This is a genomic window from Streptomyces sp. NPDC033136, from assembly GCF_055578235.1.
On sequence record NZ_JBVIPD010000016.1, the window covers coordinates 62,376 to 81,100 of the forward strand.

Sequence of the window (18,725 nt, forward strand, 5' to 3'; positions counted from 1 at the left end):
CCAGGGTCGTTACCGGCTGCCGGCTGCCGGCTACCGGCTACCGGCTGCCGGCAGCCGGTGGTCGGTTACTGACCACCGGCAGTCGCGCTGACCTCGGCGCTGCGGGAGCGGACCAGCCGTGCCACCCACCAGCCGCCCGCGCTCAGCAGCAGCAGACCGCCCAGCGCGATCCACAGCCCAGGAGACGCGGGGTCGCCCAGGGACCCGCCGAGCCCCGTGTAGACGACCGTGCCCGGGACGATGCCCAGGGCCGTGGCGGTCACGTAGGAGGAGAAGCGGACACCGGCCACCCCCGCCCCGTAGTTGATCACCGAGAAGGGGAACAGCGGCACCAGCCGCAGGACCAGGACGGCTACGAACCCGCGGCGCGTCAGATAGGCGTCCAGCCGGGCCAGCCGCCCCGATCCGGCGTAGCGGGCCACCACCGGACGCCCCAGCCAGCGGGCGAGGCCGAACGACAGGGCCGCACCCGCCGTCGCCCCCACAAGTACGGTGCCGGCCCCCAGCGGCAGCCCGAACAGTGCCCCCGCGGACGCGGTCAGTACCGAGCCGGGCAGCAGCGCCGTCACGGCCAGGGCGTAGCAGACCGCGAAGACCACCGGCCCCCACAGGCCGAGCGAGTCCACCCACTGGCGCACCTCGCGCAACAGGTCCGCGCCCCCCGTCGCCACCCAGAAGCCGAGCGCCGCCAGGAGGACGACGAGGACGGCCAGCCGTATCCACGCCGCGCGCGCCGACCGCGCCGCCGCCCGGTCCGGGGCCGCGTCGGACGGCAGGTGCTCGGCTGCGGGGAAGGGGTCTGCCGGGCGGTTCATATCGGCTCCTGCGACGGTGGTTGTCCGGTGGGAAGGTCGGCCACCACGCGGCGCAGCGGCAGTTCCAGGCGTCGTCCCGAGGCCGCCCACCGCGCCAGGGAGCGCTTGGCGGCCTCGGCGCGGTGATGTGTCAGTCCGGGCAGGTACAGGGCGTCGGCCAGCAGGGCCGCCGGCTCGGCCGAGTCGATGGCGAGGGCGAAGACGCGTCGCTCGTCGGCGCGGACACGGAAGCCCGCTGTGTGCAGCAGGGCGGCCAGTCCGTCGCGGGCCTGCGGGTTGGGCCACGGTTGCCGTACGGCGCGCAGGGCCGTCATCACCCGGAGCCAGCCGAGCGCGCCGGACGGGGAGAGCCCGGACTGGGAGGGCACCAGCGCCGTGAGCGTCCCTCCGGGCCGCAGCACGCGCCGGATCTCCCCGAGCACCCGCGGCAAGGGCGTGACCACCGGCAGGCACATCGCCGCGCAGACGGCCCCGACGCTCGCGGAGGCGGCCGGGAGCGCGTCCGCTCCGGCGCGGACCAGCGGCCCCCGTCCGCGCCGCGCCGCTTCGGCGAGTTCTGCCACCGACAGGTCGATCCCGACCCAGTCGGCGTCCGGGAGCTCATCGCGGGTGGGGGCCGAGCCGCAGGCCAGGTCGAGGACCGTGCCCTCGAGGCCGCGCAGCGGTTCGGCCAGCCAGGCGTAGGGGGAGGCGTCGGCCAGGGAGAACAGTTGCTCGGTGATACCGGGGTGCGCCTGGTGGTAGGCGGAGATGAAACGCCGCCAGTCCGGTTCGTCCATCCGGCCCTTGCCTCTCTGCGCGCCCGTGGGGGACTGCTCGCCGTGGGGGGATTTCCCCCCGTGGGGAACTGCTCGCCCCTGCCCTTGGGGAACTGCTCGCCCCTGCCCTTGCCGTCGGGAACCCTGCCCGGCCGGTCCCGCATTCCGTCTCGGACACGCCGGAGGTGGAGGGATGACGTGGGCCGGCCTTCCCGGCCGTGATCGTGGGACCGGGAGAGGGAAGGCCCTGGGTGTGTCGCCGGGTTTCCCTCACGTCCGACGACCGCGCACCGACCGGAGAGAGCCCACAGCATGAGCAGGTACGACCTGGTGGTCATCGGCGGCGGAAGCGCCGGGCTGACCGCGGCCCGAACCGCCGGGCGTTTCGGCGCCCGCACGCTGCTCGTCGAGCGGGACCGGCTGGGCGGGGACTGCCTGTGGACGGGGTGCGTACCGAGCAAGGCGCTGCTGCACGTCGCCGCCGATGTCCAGGCGGCCCGCCGCGCCACTGCCTACGGGCTCCCGCCGGTGTCCGGCCCGGCCGACCTCGCGGCGGCCATGGCGGAGGTGAAACGGGCGATCGGCGCGATCGAACCCCACGACTCGGCCGACGCGCTCGCCCCGTACGGAGTCGACGTCGCGCACGGCACGGCGTCCTTCACCGGCCCGGGAACCCTGACCGCGGGCGAGCGGGAGGTCTCCTTCCGGTACGCCCTGATCGCGACGGGCTCCTCGCCGGCCCTGGCGCCGGTCCCCGGCCTGGCCGAGGCCGGGCCGCTGACCAGCGACACCGTCTGGGAGCTGTCCGAACTCCCGCGCCGCCTGGTGGTGCTGGGCGGCGGTCCGGTCGGCTGCGAGCTGGGCCAGGCGTTCGCCCGGCTCGGCTCGCGGGTCACCCTCGTGGAGGCGATGGACCGCCTGGTGCCCCGTGAGGAACCGCGCGCCTCGCGGGTACTGCGGGAGCGTCTGGAGGCCGAGGGCATCACCGTACGGACCGGCTACCGCGCCGAGCGAGTCGACGGTGGTGCCGTACACGGTCCCGGAGGCCCTCTCCCGTACGACGCGCTGCTGGCCGTCACCGGCCGCCGCGCCAACACCCGGGGGCTCGGTCTGGAAGAGGCCGGTGTCGAGCTGACCGACAGCGGTGATGTCCGTACCGACGGCCGGCTGCGCACCACCAACCACCGGATCTACGCCGCCGGTGACGTGACCGGCCGTTCGGCCTTCACCCACCTGGGCGGCACGCAGGGCGGAGCCGCCGCCACCGACGCCCTCCTCGGTGTACGCCGCCCCATCGACTACCGGGCGGTGCCCCGGGTGACGTTCACCGATCCGGAGATCGCCCGCGTCGGCCTCACCGCCGACGAGGCGCGCGAGAAGTACGGCGCCGCCGCACGCGTCCACACGCTGGACAACGACCGGGTCGACCGGGCGGTCGCCGACGGCCGCACCGAGGGCTTCACGACCCTGGTGCTGGGCCCGCGCGGGAAGATCGTCGGGGCCACGGTGGTGTCGCCGAGGGCGGGGGAGACCATTGCCCATCCGGCGGCGGCGGTGCGCCTGGGCTGGACGCCCTCCGACTACGCCCGCACCGTCCACCCCTATCCCACCTACGCCGACGGGCCCTGGCACACGGCGCTGGCCGACGTCTACGCCCGTTTGGCCCGGGGCAGCGGCGCGATCGGCGCGCTGCTGAAACTCCGCAGAGGGGTGATCCGGTGATCCTGCGTCTCGTCCTGGGCCTACTCCTCGCGGCGATGGCGCTCGGCCAGGCCGCTTCGTTCGACGCGATGCCCGCCATCCTGTCCGCCTACGGGGTGACGTCCGGCGCGGCCTCGACCGCCCTGGCCGTGGCCTTGATCAGCGCCGAGGCTGTGACGGCCGTCTGGTTCCTCGCCCGGCCCCGCTCCCGCGCCACCACGCCCGTATGGCTGTACACCGGCGTCGCGGTGGTGTGGTCGGTGCTGGCCGCCCAGGCGTTCGCCCGCGGACCCGCTCTCGACAACTGCGGCTGCTTCGGCACCTACCTCGCCCAGCCGCTGCGCTGGTACGTCCTCGTCGAGGACGCCCTGATGCTGCTGTACGCCTGGCTGCTGTGGCGCGGACTGCACCGGGCCCGGCCCGCCTCGTCGCCCGCCACGGCTCGTGCAGCTCGGACCCGGCAGGAGAGCCACTGATGCGGATCATCGCGAAACTGCGCGCCCTCGAACGGGCCACCCGCCCCTACGACCCTGAGTTCGCCGCGGCCATGGAACGCCGCTGGGCGGAACTCCCCGAGGCCGCAAGGACCCCCGGCCAGACCCTCGGCCGGCACGGCGTCGGCTGCGAGGGCACCCACGGCGTCTTCCCCCAGTGCGACCTCAAGTGCACCCCCTGCTACCACTCCCGGGACGCCAACCAGGTACGCGTCGACGGCCCGCACACCCGCGAACAGGTCACCGCCCAGATGCGCCTGCTGCGTGAGCTGCGGGGACCACGTGCCCACACCCAGCTCATCGGCGGCGAGGTGAGCCTGCTCGCCCCCGACGACCACGCCGCCGCTCTCGCGATCATGCGGGACCACGGCCGGGAACCGATGAGCTTCACCCACGGCGACTTCGACTACGACTATCTGACCCGCCTCGCCCTGGGCCCGGACGGCACACGGCGGTTCGGGCGGCTGTCCTTCGCCGCGCACTTCGACCAGTTCATGTACGGCCGGCGCGGCATCGAACGCCCCCCGAACGAGCGGTCGTTGAACCCGTACCGCGCCCGGTTCGCCGTCATGTTCCGCCGTTTGCGGCGCGAGCACGGGGTGCGGTTCTTCCTCGCCCACAACATGACCGTCACTCCGGGCAATCTCGACGAGGTCGCGGGCGTGATCCGCGACTGCCACGCCATGGGCTACGGCATGTTCTCCTTCCAGCCCGCCGCCTTCCTCGGCGACGAGCGCCGCTGGAAGGAGAAGTTCCGCGAGGTGACCCCGGACGGGGTGTGGGCGGAGATCGAGCGCGGCGCCGGAGCCCGGCTCGACTACAGGGTCTTCGAGAACGGCGATGTGCGCTGCAACCGCACCGCCTACGGCTTCTACGTCTGCCGGCACTGGTACCCGTTCCTCGACGGCGCCGACCCGCGCGACCTCGCCGTACGCGACGCGTTCTTCCGCTGGTTCGGGAAGGTGACCTTCACCGGCACCCCGCCCGCTCTCCTCGCGGTCAGGATCCTGCGGGTGGTGGTCCGCCACCCGTCCACCGCTGTGACGGCGCTGCGCTGGCTGGCCCGCACGATCCGCCGCGTCGGACCGCTGCGGCTGGCCCGCCACCGGATGCGGGTGCGCCTGGTCACGTTCGTCATGCACCAGTTCATGGACGCCGACGTCGTCGCCCCGGCCTGGGAGATGACGCAGCGCGGCGAGCGGGCCGCGGAGCCCCGGCTGCGCGAGACCCAGGAGCGGCTGGCCGCCTGCCACTACGCCATGGCCCACCCCGAGAACGGCACCCTCGTCCCCGCCTGCGTGCAGCACGCCGTCCTCGGCCCGGCGGAGAACGCGGCATTGCGCACCCTCCTGCCGGTCGTCGAGGTCCGCGCCCCGGCCCGCCGCTCGGCCAGCACGTCACCGAAGGAACCACAGGAATCGAACGAACCACAGGAACCGAAGGAGAAGTAGTCCATGCGCATAGGCGTGATCACCGGCTCGGGCAGCTACGACTGGCCCCACCTGGAGGGGGCGGCGGAGCTGACCGTCACCACGGACCACGGCGAGGTCAACGTCACCGAGGGACGCCTCGGGGACGCGGAGATCGTGCAGTTGTCCCGGCACGGCGCCGGTCACCACCGGCTCTCCAGCCAGGTCGACCACAAGGCGAACCTCGCCGCCCTGCTGGCCCGCGACACGGACGCCGTGGTGTCCTTCACCGTCTGCGGCTCCCTCGACCCGGACCTGGCGCCGGGCTCCCTGGTGGTCTTCGACGACCTGTACTTCCCCGCCAACCGGCTGCCCGACGGCACCCCCTGCACCTGGTACGACACACCCGGCGCGGCAGGCCGAGGCCACTGGATCTTCGACCGGCCGTTCAGCGAGCCGCTGCGCCAGGCGCTGATCACCGCCGCCGAGAAGACCGGGGTACCGGTCGCCACGCGGGGTGTGTACGGACACGTCGACGGCCCCCGGTTCAACTCACGAGCGGAGGTCGCCGCGCTGGCCGCGGCCGGGGTGAGCGCGATCAGCCAGACCGCGGGCCCGGAGGTCGTCCTGGCCGGGGAGGCCGAACTGCCCATGGCGCTGGTCGGTTTCGTCACCGATCACGCCAACGGCGTCGCCGCCGAACCGGAACCGGTGCAGGCGTTGCTGGAGCGCATGGCGGCGAGCAAGGAGGTCTTCGCCACGCTGGCCGGGCACGCGCTGCCGTCCCTGGACGGCGTGAGCGGGGCCGGTTTCGTCTACCGGTTCGACACGTGAGCGCCACCGCCCACCAGGGCATGGGCATCCCCACGATCCTGGCGCCGGACCCGGCCCTCCCCGCACCGATCGTCGCCCTGCTCCAGCCCGTGGAGACGCCATGACACAGGTGTCGATCATCGTCCCGGTACTCAACGAGGAGGCCGCGATCCACACCGCGGTGAGCCGCTTGTGCCACGACTTCCCCGACTGCGAACTGATCGTCGTGGACGGCGGCTCCACCGACGCCACCGCCGAACTCGCCGCCCGCCACGCCACCGTGATCACCAGTGAGCGCGGCCGGGCCAGGCAGATGAACGAGGGCGCCCGGCATGCCTCCGGCGACATCCTCTGGTTCGTCCACGCCGACACCGCCATCGACCCCGACGCCCTGGACCAGATCCTGGACGCACTCGCCGACCCGGCCGTGGTCGGAGGCGGCCTCACCCTCCGCTTCGACCGCAGGACACCCGGCCTGAACTATCTCGCGTGGACGTCCAACGCCCGCGCCCGCCGCCTCCACCACATCTTCGGCGACCAGGCCATGTTCATCCGCCGCGCAGTCTTCGACGCCCTCGGCGGCTTCCCCGACCTGGCCATCATGGAGGACCTGGAGATGTCGCGGCGCCTGCACCGCCGCGGCCGGCTGTGCCTGCTGCCCGCCACCTCGACGGCCTCCTCACGCCGCCTGGTCGCCCACGGGACCTGGCGCATGATCGCCTTCATGCAGTACCTGAAGCTGCTGTACTTCGCCGGCGTCGACCCCAAAGCCATCCGCGTCCGCTACACCGCGGGCCCCCGCCTCCTCGCGCACCGACGCCCGGCAGCGGCACGCACCGGCCGCACCTGAACGACGCCCCTCTCCTCTCCCCCCTCCCTTCGACTCCTTCGACTCCTTCGACCATTGGAGACCGACGTCATGCGCATCGCAGTCTGCGGAGGGCCCTACGGCAATCCGTACGCCCTCCAGGCCTTCGTCGACGACGCCCGCGCCCGAGGCGCCGAACGGCTCTTCTGCCTGGGCGATCTCGGCGGATTCGGCGCCGACGTGAACGCGCTGTGGCCGATCCTCACCGCCAACGGCATCGAGTGCGTCGCCGGGAACTACGACGTGGCCATCGCCCGCGGCGACACCGACTGCGGCTGCGGCTACCGCGACCCGAAGGACAACGAGTACGCCCAGATCGTCTACGACCACACGCTCGCCACCACCGGCCGCGACTTCGCCGCCTGGATGGGCACCCTGCCCACCGAGCGCCGGGAGATCGTCGACGGCGTCGACGTCCACATGGTCCACGGCTCGACCCTGGCCCTGAACGACTTCTGGTGGGAGTCGCTCCCCGAGGACCAGCACCGCCTGCGAGCGGAGGCGTCCGGGGCCGACGTCGTCCTGTGCACCCACAGCGGACTGCCCTGGCAGCGACGCGTCGGCGGCACCCTCGCCGTCAACGTCGGGGTGCTCGGCAAACCCGCCAACGACGGCCGCCGCGAGGTCTGGTACGCCATCCTCGACCTGTCCGACGGGCACGTCACCGCCGAGCTGGTCCCGCTCGCGTACGACTGGCAGGCCCAAGCCCGCTCGATGCGCGCCGCCGGACTCCCCGAGATCTTCGCCGAGACCATCGAGACCGGCTGGTGGACCACCTGCCTGGAGATCCTGCCGCCGCGCGAGCGCTCCCGGGGCCGCTACCACCTCTACCGCTCCACCCTGCCCTCCGGCTTCCGTCCGGCGGACGACGGCTGGGGCGATGCCACGCCCGAGGCGCCGGCAGACGACCGGCCGGTGGTCCCGCTGTTCGGCACCCCCTACTTCCCGTCCCGGCTGTGGATCTACACCAACTTCCACTGCAACCTGGCCTGCGACTACTGCGCGGTTGCCTCCTCCCCGAAGGCGGCTCCCCGCGCCCTGCCCACCGGCACCTTCCGCGCCCTCGTCGACGAGGCCGTACAGGCCGGGTTCACCGAGCTGTACCTCACCGGCGGCGAGCCCTTCCTGCACCCGGACATCGTCGGCCTCCTCGACCACGCCTCCGCCGATCTGCCCACCGTCGTGATGACCAACGCGATGCTGCTGCGCGGCCGCCGCGCCGACGGTCTCGCCGAGCTGGCCGACCGCAAGCTCACCGTCCAGACTTCGCTGGACGGCGCCACCGCCGCCACCCACGACCTCCACCGCGGCTCCGGCTCCTGGCAGCGCACTCTCGACGGCATACGCCACCTGATCGACCTCGGCCTGCCCCCGCGCGTCGCCCTCACCGAGACCCCGGAGAACACGCACGAGGTCCCCGCGGTCGCCGAGCTGCTGGCCCAACTCGGCCTGCCCGCCGACCACTTCGCCGTACGCCCGCTGCTGCGCCGCGGCTTCGCCGAAACCGGTGTCGAGATCGGCGAGGACTCCAGCATCCCCGAACTGACCGTCACCGCCGACGGACTGCACTGGCACCCGGCCGGAGCCGACCTCATCACCAGCCCCGACCTGCACCTCGCCCCGGCCGGCACCCCGCTCACCACGGGCCAACAGCTGGTCACCGAGCGGTTCTTCACCGCCCGCCTCACCGACGGCACCCTGCCCCGCCCCGTCCACTGCGCCATCTGACCCGTACGGAAAGGGAGTTCACCATGCAGCGACATGTCGCCATCCTCGGCGCCGGGCCCGTCGGCCTGGACGCCGCCCTCGCCTGCGCCGACGCCGGACGGCCGTTCACCGTCTACGAGGCCGGGGACGCCGCGGCCGCCCATGTGCGGGCCTGGGGCCACGTCCGGCTCTTCACCCCGTGGGACCTCAACGCCTCCCGGCGGATGCGGGCCCACCTGCCGCACGCCCCGACCGGGGACGACTGCCCCACCGGGGCCGAACTGGTGAACCGCCTGCTCGAACCCGTCGCCGCCCTGCCCGCCCTCGAAGGCCGCATCCGGCACCGCACCCGGGTCGCAGCCATCGCCCGCACCGGCCTGCTCAAGCACGAGCAGATCGGCACCGGCACCCGAGCCGCCGCCCGCTTCACCCTCCTGCTGGACACCCCCGGCGGCGAGGACATCGCCGAGGCGGACGCCGTCCTGGACTGCACCGGCACCTACTCCCACCCCAACACCCTGGGCCCCGGCGGCATCCCCGCCGTCGGCGAACGCGCGCTCGCCGACCGCGTCACCCGCACCCTCCCCGACACCGGCGCGCCCGGCCGCTGGACGGGAACCGTCCTGCTCGTCGGCGCCGGCAAATCCGCCCAGACCGCCGCCCACGACCTCGCCGCCCTGCCCGGCACCCGCGTCGAGTGGGCGGTTCGCAGCCCCGCACCCGACTGGGGCGCCATACCCGACGACACACTGCCCGGCCGCCAGCAGCTCGTCGACACCTCCCTGGCCCTCGCCGACGGCGCCCACGACCGCGTCACCGTCCACACCGGCGCCCACGTCCAGGCCCTGCGACCCGCCGGCGACCGGGTGCGCGTCACCCTCGCCACCGCCGACGGCCCGCGCGAGGTCGTGTGCGACCACGTCGTGGCGCTGACCGGATACACCGGCGACGCTTCCCTCTACCGGCAGTTGCAGGTCCACGAGTGCTACGCCACCGGCGCCCCCATGAGCCTCTCCGCCGCCCTCCTCGGCTCAGCGGGCGGGGACTGCCTCGCCCAGCCGTCCGTCGGCATCGACGCCCTGCGCAATCCCGAACCGCACTTCTTCATCCTCGGCGCCAAGTCCTACGGCCGCCTCAACACCTTCCTGCTGCGCACCGGTTACGAGCAGATCGACCAGCTCGCCGGGGTTGTGGCGGAGGCGCTGTAGCCGGGTCCCGGCCGGTGGCGGCCGGGACCCATGGAGCTCAGGCTTCGCGGGAACCCTCGTACATGGCCTCGATGGCCTCGGCGTACTCGCGCTCCACGACAGGCCGTTTGACCTTGAGGCTCGGGGTGAGCTCACCGTGCTCCACGTCGAGGTCACGCGGCAGCACCGAGAACTTCTTGATGGTCTGCCACCGCTGCAGATCACCGTTGACGCGCTGGACGAAGCCGTCGATCAACTCGTGGACCTGCGGTGACGAGACGACCTCCGGGTAGCTGCGGCCGCCGAGGCCGTGGGATGCCGCCCACTCCATGATGACGGTCTCGTCGAGGGCGATCAGGGCGGTGCAGAAGTTGCGGCCGTTGCCGATGACCAGGATGTTGCTGACGAACGGGCAGACGGCTTTGAAACGCCCCTCGATCTCCGTGGGGGCCACGTACTTGCCACCCGAGGTCTTGAACAGGTCCTTCTTGCGGTCCGTGATCCGCACGAAGCCGTCCTTGTCGACCTCGCCGATGTCGCCGGTGTGGAACCAGCCGTCGCTCTCCAGCACCTCGGCGGTCTTCTCCGGAAGATTGTGGTAGCCGCGCATGACTCCGGGGCCTCTGAGGAGGATCTCGCCGTCCTCCGCGATGCGGACCTCGGTCCCGGGCAGGGGCTTGCCGACCGTGCCCACGCGGAGGTCGTCGGCGGGGTTGACGGTGCAGGCGGCGCTGGTCTCGGTCAGGCCGTAGCCCTCGAGGACGGGCACGCCGGCCCCGGCGAAGAAGTAGCCGATGTCGGGGGCGAGGGCGGCGCTGCCCGAGACGCTGCCGCGCAGATTGCCTCCGAAGGCCGCGCGGATCTTGCGGTACACCAGCCGGTCGGCGAGGGCGTGCCGCACGGAGAGCCACAAGGGCACCCGGCTGCTCCCCCCCGCCGCCACGGCGTCCTGTTGTGCCCTGGCGTAGTCGCGGGCGACCTGCGCCGCCCAGAGGAAGATCTTGTACTTGGCGCCGCCTTCGGCCCTCGCCCTGCTCGCGATGCCGTTGTAGACCTTCTCGAAGATCCGCGGTGCGGACGCCATCACGGTGGGCCGGACGGCGGGCAGGTTGGTGATGATGCGGTCGACGCGCCCGTCCACGGCCATTACGTGTCCGGTCCTGATCTGGCCGGAGATCAGGGCCTTGCCGAAGACGTGGGACAGCGGCAGCCAGAGGAACTGCACGTCCTCGGGGCGCAGCAGCCCGCTGACCTCCTGGGCGACGCCCTGGTACGACCAGCAGTCGTGGACCAGGCGCACGCCCTTCGGGCGGCCGGTCGTGCCGGAGGTGTAGATGAGGGTCGCGAGCTGCTCCCGCTCGATCGCGCGGACCGCCGCCTCGACGGCGTCAGGGTGCTCCTCCAGGTACGCGGTGCCGCGCTTCTCCAACTCGGCGAGAGACAGGACCTCCAGCCCTTCCACGGGATCCGCGTCGGCTCCGGGATCGAAGAGGATCGCGTGGCGGAGGCCGGGCAGGCGGTCGGTCTCGGAGACCACCTTGGCCAGCTGGGCGTCGTTCTCGACGAAGATCGCCCGGCTGCCGGAGTCGGCGAGGATGTACGCCGTCTCGTCGGCGTCGGTGCTGGGGTAGACGGCGGTGGCGGCGGCGCCCGCGCACATGACGCCCATGTCGGCCAGGATCCACTCCACGCGGGTGGAGGAGGAGATCGCCACCCGCTCCTCGGGCCGCACCCCGAGCGCGAGAAGCCCGGCCGCGATCATCTTGACCCGCTCGGCGGTCTGCGCCCAGGTCAGAGAGTGCCACTGCTCGGTTCCCGAAGCACCGTCGCCGGCCGCCGCTGGATAGCGGTAGGCCTCCCGGTCGGGTGTGGCCTCGACTCTCGAGAGGAAGAGGTGCGCCACCGAAACGGGGCGGTTGCCAAGAACTGACTGCGCGGAACTCACATCTACCTCCGGGCCCGGGTGCGCCCATCCAAAGAGTTGTTAACTGGCCGGTAACTCGTAAGCAGAGTGAGACTAGAGGCAAAACCTCCGGTACGTAAGGGAGGAGGGCGGGGGGATGAACGCGTGCGTCCCCTCCGCCCTCCCACGCCCCCGGACCTTTCACGGCACCCGGCAGCGGAAAGGGCCGACCAGTCCGCCGGCTGGTCACGCCCCGGATGGGACCTTTGTCCTGTCGTCCGCGGCAGCGCCCCGTCCCTCCGCCGCGAGCGCCTTGTTGCGGCGGACGGAGGCGAGGAAGGACGCGGCGATCAGGACGACGCCGATCAGGCCGGTGATGATCTCGCTGATCTGGTGCTGGATGGTGATCAGCAGGATCGTGGCGAGGGCACCGATGGCGTAGTGGGCGCCGTGCTCCAGGTAGACGTAGTCGTCGAGGGTGCCCTGGCGGACCAGGTAGACGGTGAGGGAGCGGACAAACCGCCTGCGCGGACGCCGCTCGCGCCCAGCCGGTCACCAGCCCGGACCGAACGCGCTCCCGTCGTCCCGGTCACCGGGCGAGGTGCCGCCGGTGAGGGTCGCGCAAGTCCGCTCGCGCCTCGACCCGCGCACTCTGCGGAGAGTGAGCTTCCAGCCCGCGCGCAGGGGGCGGTGATGTCCAAGGCGACGGAGCGCTGGTCGAACCCGGTGACGTGGACGGCGGATCGGGCAGGGGCGAGACGTCATCGCGGGGCGGCCGCGGCGTGGACCGCGCGCAGTGCGCTGTGGTGACTGAGCCAGCCGATCGGCTTGCCCTGCGCCGAGTCGAGGACCGGCACTCCGGTGCCCGGAGCCGAGAGCAGCGCATGCAGGGCCTGCGCGAGGGACTGGTCCATGGTGACGAGCGGGGGTGTCTCGGCGAGCCGGCCGACCCGTGAGGGCGCCGTCTCCGGCTGTTCCGCGAGTGCCTCGGCGACCGCTTGGGCGGTGACGATCCCGACGTAGTCTCCGGCGTCGTCCACCACGGGGAGCGCAGCGTGCGCGGACAGGCTCAGCAGATCTGCGGCGTCCTGGAGCTCCGTGGACGAGGGCAGGGGGGCCGGCAGCGGTTCCATGACGGTGCCGACGCGCTGGGCGCCGATCCGCGCGCCGCGGGCAGGGCCGTCGAGGTCGACGCCGCGGCGGCGTAGCTTGAGCGTGTAGACGGTGTCCGCCGACAGGAGGCGACTGACCGCTGTGGACAGGACGATCGCCAGCATCAGCGGCAGGATGATCGCGTACTCGCCGGTGAGTTCGAAGAGGATGACCACCGCGGTGATCGGTGCGTGGGACGCTCCGGCGAAGACGGCGCCCATGCCGACCAGCGCGTAGGCGCCCACCGCGCCGGCCGTGCCGGGCAGCAGGTCGTGGACGCCGGTGCCGTAGGCCGTACCGAGCATCGCCCCGACGAACAGGCTGGGCGCGAACACCCCGCCCGAGCCGCCGATACCGATGGTCAGGCTGGTCGCCAGCATCTTGCCGACCAGGAGCACCAGCAGGAAACCGATCGCGTAGCCGCCTTCGGTGGCCTTCTGCAGCACCGGGTAGCCGACGCCGTACATCTCCGGCAGGGCCAGCAGCACCAGGCCGAGCGCCAGCCCGCCGACTGCCGGGCGCAGCCACTCAGGGCCGCGCCAGAGCCAGTCGCAGGCGTCCTCGACCAGGTACAGAAACCGGGAGAAGCCCACTCCGACCACAGCGGCGGCGATGCCGAGCAGAGCGAACAGGCCGTACTGGACGAGGTGCTCGACGCGGAAGTCCGGCAGATCGAGGAACGCCACGTCACCGAAGGCGGCCCGCCCGATCACGCTCGCGGTGACACTGGCCAGCACCGTCGCTCCGAACGCCTCGACGCTGAAGGTGCCCAGGATCAGCTCCATGGCGAAGAACACCCCGGCCAGCGGGGCGTTGAAGGTCGCAGCGATGCCGCCCGCCGCGCCGCAGGCGACCAGGAGCTTCATCCGGCCCTCGGCCGCCTTGGTCACGTGACCCAGCGTCGAGCCGAGCGCCGAGCCGATCTGCACGATCGGCCCCTCCCGGCCCACCGAGCCGCCCGAGCCGATGGTCAGTGCGGAGGCCAGCGTCTTCACCACCGCGACCTTGGGGCTGATCCGCCCGCCGCGCTGCGCGACCGCCAGCATCACCTCCGGTACCCCGTGCCCGCGCGCCTCTTTGGCGAACCGATTGACCAGCGGCCCGTACAGCAGGCCGCCGACCACCGGTGCGAGCAGCACGAAGTACGGGCCCAGCCAGGGCAGGTGCGGATGGGGGGCGCCAGGGGTGGCGGCGTAGTCGGCGTGACCGGTGAAGAGGTGCGTGAAGGCCGAGATGCACCACCGGAAGACGATCGAGCCCGCACCGGCTCCGGCGCCGATCACCAAGGCCAGTGCCATCAGGCCCCAGGACGGGGAGAGCAGGCCCGCGAACCCCCGCGAAGACGCGGGGACGGACGTCGCGGCAGCGGCTGCGGGCTTCCCGTCCTCGGATGCCGGGATGGCGCTCATTGCTTCCCCTTCCTCACGTTTGCAGTATGCAAAACATGTCAGGGGTGCCGGTGCGCGGGGGTGACCGGCTGACACCACCGGTCTCCCGCCCGCATGCGGACGCGCTCGTCGGGCTTCCGTGACCAGGGCGGAGCCCTGCGCGTGACCAGGGCGGAGGAGGTCCTGGCCGAGCGGGCCGGACGCGGACCTCTCTGGGCCCTTCGGTCACCGACGTCGACGAGGTGGCCCGACGCATGAGGCTGATCGTCGACAGCTACGAGTTGGCGGACCGGCAACGTCTCGTGTCCACCATCCTGTGGTGGCAGGACCGGTGCCGGCGGGGCATCGAGACCCAGGCCGATGCGGGTGACGCCGCCATGATCCGGCTCCGTGACGCACGGACGGTGAGGCAAGTCCAGGCGGCCTGTCAGTGGGTTTCCGATCACCGGGGTGCTTTGGAACGCTCAGTGCGGTGAGCGCGTGGGTAACGGCCCCGGTCGGTTCGCCGGTTCCTCCGCGTGGCGGCCGGACGGCCCTCTACGTCAGTGGTCGGGGGTGCCAGGGGGAGTCGTGTAGCGAGGGTGCTTGCGGTGGCGATGGACGGCTGTGCTTGCCGTGCTGAGTCCCAGGGCGAAGATCAGTGCGAGGGCCAGGCCGGAGCAGAAGATGGCCAGCGCGTTCATGGTGGCGATGTCCTGGCCGAGTACGGACACGGTGTACTCGGGCCCGCCGGAGAGGTTGTCGGCGATCACCAGGCCGGTGAAGGCCCCTGTGGCTGCCAGGAGGAGCAATCCGAGGACGATCATCTGGCTCATCTCCTCGACGGAGTCGTTGCCCTGGTACTCGTGGTACTCGCTGGAGGCTGACCGTGTACCCCTCAGTCCTGCCCGGAACACAACGACGGCGCGCGGGAATGCGGGGCGCCGGGCGTGCCGAGGGTTCCTGTGCCGACGTCACCCTGTGGCTGCGGGACGGGACCGGCCCGGCTCAGGGCAGTACACAGACGCAGCCCCTCCGGCGGGCTGCGTATCGCTGGCCGAGGCCGCTGGTCAGCCTGGTCACTTCTGCACGCGTCAGCCCAGAGCGGTGATCAGCTCGTTGCATGCCTGTTCGCAGCGGCGGCATGCCTCGGCGCAGACGCGGCAGTGGTCGTGCTGGTCGGCGTGGCGCTGACACTCGTCACCGCAGGCTTCGCAGACGGTGGCGCACGCCTGGAGGATCGCCCGGGTGACGTTGGCGTCGTAACCGGTGTGGCGGGAGAGCACCGAGGCCGTGGCGTTGCAGATGTCGGCGCAGTCCGCGTTGGTGCGAATGCACTTGGTCAGCTCGCTGACCATCTCCTCCGACATGCAGGCGTCCGCGCACGCGGTACATGCCTGGGCACAGGCGATGCACTCCTCGATGCAGCGGGCGAGCTTCTCGCGGTCCACCTGGCCCAGGTCGGCGGGGTAGGTGTCGAGCATGTCCTTCACGGCAGTGGTCATGGGGACCTCCAGCGTTGTGGTGTCGTCCAAGACGGAGGGCTTGGACGAGTGTGCGAGTAACACGTGCGGGGTGCGGACAAACCCGCTCCGGACCACCGCCCCAGCGCTGGACCGCGATGAGGCGGCCAGACGCCGAGGACAACCCCAGGAACGCCGTGCGGACGGTCGTGACCGGTCCTGCTGGAAGGCGGTCGCCCCAGGAACCTGGGGCAAGACGGCCCGCCCCGCCGACGCGAGTCGCCTCCACATCCTGCTACCTCTCATGCTGGTCGCGGGCCGAGGGCCTGTGCTCCCCTTCGCTCGCTGAGGTCCGCTGAGGTTTCGTCCCTGGCGGGAGGGTGACCTGGGATGGACAGGGCCATCCGGGCCGGGGGGAAGCAGTGGTGGCAGTCCACCTCCCCCTCGTGCCCGGGTGGCACCCCACCGCTGTCGACCGCGGATGTCGATGCGCGTACGCCGGTCCCTGGCCGTGGGCGCCTGCCCGATGTGATGGCGGAACCTCGTCTCCTCGGTGGTCGGCGTCACCCGGCGGCGCCCCCCAGGGCTGGACGAGTGAGGTGGCTGCCGTGCGGGCTACGTTCTCCCTGGGCCGCCTGGCCGGTGTTCGGGTAGGCGTGCACTGGAGCGTCCTGGTCATTTTCGTCTTGATCCTGGTAGGGCTGGCTCAGGGCCGCTTCCCGGAGGATCATCCGGATCGCCCGGCATGGCAGTACTGGTCGGCCTCATCGCTGACCGCGGTGGTCTTCCTGCTGTCGCTGCTGGCTCATGAGGTCAGCCACGCCGTCGTGGCCCGTCGCAACGGTGTGGCCGTGGACGACATCACCCTGTGGCTCCTCGGAGGGGTCGCCCGGCTCAAGAGCGAGGCGTCCACCCCGGGAGCGGAACTGCGTATCGCCGGCGTAGGCCCGCTGGTCAGCCTGCTGCTCGGCGGGGTGTTCGCTCTGGCGGCCGGGCTGCTGGGCGGGGTGTCCGACGCCGGGCTCATGGTGGCGGCGCTGGCCTGGCTGGCGGGGATCAACATCCTGCTGGCCGTCTTCAACACCCTGCCCGCCGCGCCGCTCGACGGGGGCCGGCTGCTACGAGCGATCGTGTGGTGGAAGACCGGCAGTCCGCTGCGCGCCACCGTCGTGGCCACGGGCGCGGGCCGGCTGCTGGGGTGGGCGCTGGTCGGTCTCGGCTTGTACCTCGTCCTCGTCGGGGCCCTCTTCAGCGGGGTCTGGCTGGTGGTCATCGGCTGGTTCGTCCTCGCGATGGCAACGATGGAAGGCGGCCAGGCACGACTGCGTGAACTGCTGGGCGGAATCCCGGTGAGAGACGCGATGACGACCGATCCGGTGAGTGTCCCGGCCACCACGACCGTCGGCGAGTTCCTCGCCGACCCGCGGTATCGCTACCGTCACTCGGCCTTTCCCGTCGTCGACGACGGGGACGCCGCGGCCGGCCTGGTCACCCTCAAGGGCGCCGACTCGGTCCCGGAGACCGAGCGCGCGTCCACCCCCGTCACCCGCGTGATGACGCCGGTCGAGGACCTGCCGACCCCCCGTCCCGACGACCCGCTGGCCCGGCTGGTGCCCGAGCTGCAGGCCAGCTCCGCCCACCGCGCCCTCGTCCTGGAAGGCAGCCGCCTGGTCGGGATCGTCACGTCCTCGGACATCAGCCGGGTCACCTCCTGGCTGAGCTCCTCGTCCGTCTGGCGGGGCCGGACCCTGTGAGCGAACCGGACGTCAAGCGAAGCAGGACCAGGAAGCCTGCGGTTTCTCCTATTGCGGGGCGGCGACGACAACCGCGTAGCTGCCCACTCCGAGGAGCTGGTCGCCGGGGATCTGCTCTTCGTCGGTCAGCAGGTAGCCGATGCGTCCTGAGCGCTCGTCGAACTCGACATCGTGCACGGTGCCCTTGTCGAGACCCGTTTCGGTCAGCAGGGGTTTCCCGATGGGGTCGTGTGCCGCGTGGGCGTGGTCGGCGGGGTCGATGTTCTTCTCGTCGCGGATGAGGCCTGCCTCTTCGACGGCGACAGCGTCCGGGCCGAACGACTGGACGTTGTTCCAGTCCAGGGTGCGGTGTCCGCGGCCCTCGGTCCTCAGGCGCAGTCCGGAGATCCGCGCTGGTGACGGTGCGACCGTGCACGCGGAGACCGTCCCGACCGTCTCGGCTGTCGCGAGGTCCATGACGGCCCTGTCCCGGGCCTGGGTGAACAGCATCAGCGGCCCTCCTGCGGGTCGTGCTCGAGACGGTTGCGCAGGCTCTCCGCGGCGGCACCGAACCCTCCCAGGTCACCCGCGCTGTGCTGTGCGGTGGCGTCCGGCACAAGGACCCGTTCGCCGGAGACGGTGACCGGTCCCGGCACCGGCAGCAGGACGCGGCGTTGCTCAGCGGTTTCTATCTCGTAGCCCGCCACCACCGGTGTTCTTCCCATCCCGACGATGGCGTCGGTGATGGTACCCAGACGGGCGCCCCCGCGGGTCACGACGGCCACACCCAGCACGTTTCCGCCGCCCGGCTCCTTCGCGCCCGACCGGGCGGCCGTGTCGTCCTCCTCCAGCGTGCTCTCGTCGCGCACCATGACCGCGTGCGGCCCCAGGGCATGGACCTTCTCCCACAGCAGGGCACGGTGCAGGGGCCCCGCCAGCAGGCCGCGGCCTGAGAGGGTGAAGCATCGGATGCTGCCCGTCGAGGGGTCGAAGACGAGGTCCTTGACCTGCCCGAGGTCTTCCCCCGCCAGGGTGACCACTGGCTTCTTCGTGATCGCGCTGGCTCGCATGTAGACGGTCACGGCTTCCGCCCTTCTCCCTGCCGAGGCCGGCGGCCCTGGGCTATGACACCGCCGGAGCGGCGCCGTGCCTGCAGTGACAGCACGAAGACGCCGACAGCCAGGAGGATCGCGAGAGCGATGATGAGCCAGATCCACCATTCCATCGCCGTGGCCCCCTTTACTCAACGAACCGTCGCCGTACGTCCTCTCTTCAGGGTCCGTCCTCCGGCGCTCGGCTGTCGACCGGAAGAGGTGAGGTGGGGCCGGGCTCTGTGAGGTACCGGGATGACGGGA

Annotated in this window: 18 protein-coding genes and 1 pseudogene; 9 read left to right on the forward strand and 10 right to left on the reverse strand. The window is 72.0% G+C overall.

The features are described from left to right. Positions 1-65: 65 nt before the first annotated feature. Positions 66-815: a TVP38/TMEM64 family protein gene (locus ACZ5TL_RS26620; protein WP_468592874.1), complete on the reverse strand. Its 750-nt coding sequence runs from the start codon at positions 813-815 to the stop codon at positions 66-68. Then, entirely contained in the window at positions 812-1,594 is a 783-nt protein-coding gene (locus ACZ5TL_RS26625) for a class I SAM-dependent methyltransferase (RefSeq protein ID WP_468592875.1), read from the reverse strand. The genes ACZ5TL_RS26620 and ACZ5TL_RS26625 overlap by 4 nt, the downstream gene beginning before the upstream one ends. Positions 1,595-1,885: 291 nt before the next feature. Between ACZ5TL_RS26625 and ACZ5TL_RS26630 the strand changes: the two genes are divergently transcribed. The 7 genes from ACZ5TL_RS26630 to ACZ5TL_RS26660 all read left to right on the forward strand — a co-directional run bounded on the left by ACZ5TL_RS26630 (position 1,886) and on the right by ACZ5TL_RS26660 (position 9,773). Then, positions 1,886-3,295 (forward strand): dihydrolipoyl dehydrogenase family protein, encoded by a 1,410-nt coding sequence (locus tag ACZ5TL_RS26630; RefSeq protein WP_468592877.1) that lies wholly within the window; start codon positions 1,886-1,888, stop codon positions 3,293-3,295. Then, positions 3,292-3,750 (forward strand): MauE/DoxX family redox-associated membrane protein, encoded by a 459-nt coding sequence (locus ACZ5TL_RS26635; protein ID WP_468592878.1) that lies wholly within the window; start codon positions 3,292-3,294, stop codon positions 3,748-3,750. The genes ACZ5TL_RS26630 and ACZ5TL_RS26635 overlap by 4 nt, the downstream gene beginning before the upstream one ends. Beyond that, positions 3,750-5,219 (forward strand): radical SAM domain-containing protein, encoded by a 1,470-nt coding sequence (locus ACZ5TL_RS26640; protein ID WP_468592880.1) that lies wholly within the window; start codon positions 3,750-3,752, stop codon positions 5,217-5,219. Before ACZ5TL_RS26635 ends, ACZ5TL_RS26640 begins: the two co-directional genes overlap by 1 nt. A gap of 3 nt (positions 5,220-5,222) precedes the next feature. Next, complete coding sequence (locus tag ACZ5TL_RS26645; RefSeq protein WP_468592881.1) at positions 5,223-6,011, forward strand: MTAP family purine nucleoside phosphorylase; 789 nt, start codon at positions 5,223-5,225, stop codon at positions 6,009-6,011. A 100-nt stretch (positions 6,012-6,111) separates the two neighbouring features. Then, the gene (locus tag ACZ5TL_RS26650; RefSeq protein WP_468592883.1) at positions 6,112-6,840 is read left to right on the forward strand and encodes a TIGR04283 family arsenosugar biosynthesis glycosyltransferase; all 729 of its coding nucleotides are present in this window, start codon (positions 6,112-6,114) and stop codon (positions 6,838-6,840) included. A 69-nt stretch (positions 6,841-6,909) separates the two neighbouring features. Next, the gene (locus tag ACZ5TL_RS26655) at positions 6,910-8,586 is read left to right on the forward strand and encodes a radical SAM protein (RefSeq protein WP_468592884.1); all 1,677 of its coding nucleotides are present in this window, start codon (positions 6,910-6,912) and stop codon (positions 8,584-8,586) included. A 23-nt stretch (positions 8,587-8,609) separates the two neighbouring features. Next, on the forward strand, positions 8,610-9,773 hold the full coding sequence (locus ACZ5TL_RS26660; protein ID WP_468592885.1) for an FAD-dependent oxidoreductase: 1,164 nt from the start codon (positions 8,610-8,612) through the stop codon (positions 9,771-9,773). Between the two features lie 37 nt (positions 9,774-9,810). On the opposite strand, the gene ACZ5TL_RS26665 is transcribed toward ACZ5TL_RS26660, so the two are convergent. From ACZ5TL_RS26665 to ACZ5TL_RS26675, 3 genes and pseudogenes are all read right to left on the reverse strand, one after another. Further along, a complete protein-coding gene (locus ACZ5TL_RS26665) occupies positions 9,811-11,697 on the reverse strand; it encodes an AMP-dependent synthetase/ligase (protein WP_468592886.1) in 1,887 nt (628 codons plus the stop codon). A 204-nt stretch (positions 11,698-11,901) separates the two neighbouring features. After that, positions 11,902-12,174 (reverse strand): annotated as a pseudogene (locus tag ACZ5TL_RS26670) (DUF475 domain-containing protein); the annotation flags it as partial. A 242-nt stretch (positions 12,175-12,416) separates the two neighbouring features. Further along, positions 12,417-14,105, reverse strand: a complete 1,689-nt coding sequence (locus ACZ5TL_RS26675; RefSeq protein WP_468593008.1) for a chloride channel protein — start codon at positions 14,103-14,105, stop codon at positions 12,417-12,419. 344 nt (positions 14,106-14,449) lie between these two features. Here ACZ5TL_RS26675 and ACZ5TL_RS26680 point away from each other — a divergent pair, with 344 nt between their 5' ends. After that, positions 14,450-14,671, forward strand: coding sequence for a hypothetical protein (locus tag ACZ5TL_RS26680; RefSeq protein ID WP_468592888.1), 222 nt, complete (start codon positions 14,450-14,452; stop codon positions 14,669-14,671). A 66-nt stretch (positions 14,672-14,737) separates the two neighbouring features. On the opposite strand, the gene ACZ5TL_RS26685 is transcribed toward ACZ5TL_RS26680, so the two are convergent. Further along, entirely contained in the window at positions 14,738-15,010 is a 273-nt protein-coding gene (locus tag ACZ5TL_RS26685; protein ID WP_468592889.1) for a hypothetical protein, read from the reverse strand. Positions 15,011-15,268: 258 nt separating this feature from the next. Next, positions 15,269-15,679: a four-helix bundle copper-binding protein gene (locus ACZ5TL_RS26690; RefSeq protein ID WP_468592890.1), complete on the reverse strand. Its 411-nt coding sequence runs from the start codon at positions 15,677-15,679 to the stop codon at positions 15,269-15,271. A 566-nt stretch (positions 15,680-16,245) separates the two neighbouring features. Here ACZ5TL_RS26690 and ACZ5TL_RS26695 point away from each other — a divergent pair. Next, on the forward strand, positions 16,246-17,391 hold the full coding sequence (locus tag ACZ5TL_RS26695; protein WP_468592891.1) for a site-2 protease family protein: 1,146 nt from the start codon (positions 16,246-16,248) through the stop codon (positions 17,389-17,391). Positions 17,392-17,439: 48 nt separating this feature from the next. Here the strand turns inward: ACZ5TL_RS26695 and ACZ5TL_RS26700 are convergent, their stop codons facing one another. The 3 genes from ACZ5TL_RS26700 to ACZ5TL_RS26710 are packed head-to-tail and all read right to left on the reverse strand — an operon-like array spanning position 17,440 to position 18,595. Further along, the gene (locus tag ACZ5TL_RS26700; protein WP_468592892.1) at positions 17,440-17,880 is read right to left on the reverse strand and encodes a PRC-barrel domain-containing protein; all 441 of its coding nucleotides are present in this window, start codon (positions 17,878-17,880) and stop codon (positions 17,440-17,442) included. Next, a complete protein-coding gene (locus ACZ5TL_RS26705; RefSeq protein WP_468592894.1) occupies positions 17,880-18,452 on the reverse strand; it encodes a PRC-barrel domain-containing protein in 573 nt (190 codons plus the stop codon). The genes ACZ5TL_RS26700 and ACZ5TL_RS26705 overlap by 1 nt, the downstream gene beginning before the upstream one ends. Further along, on the reverse strand, positions 18,449-18,595 hold the full coding sequence (locus tag ACZ5TL_RS26710) for a hypothetical protein (protein ID WP_468592896.1): 147 nt from the start codon (positions 18,593-18,595) through the stop codon (positions 18,449-18,451). The genes ACZ5TL_RS26705 and ACZ5TL_RS26710 overlap by 4 nt, the downstream gene beginning before the upstream one ends. Positions 18,596-18,725 lie beyond the last annotated feature (130 nt).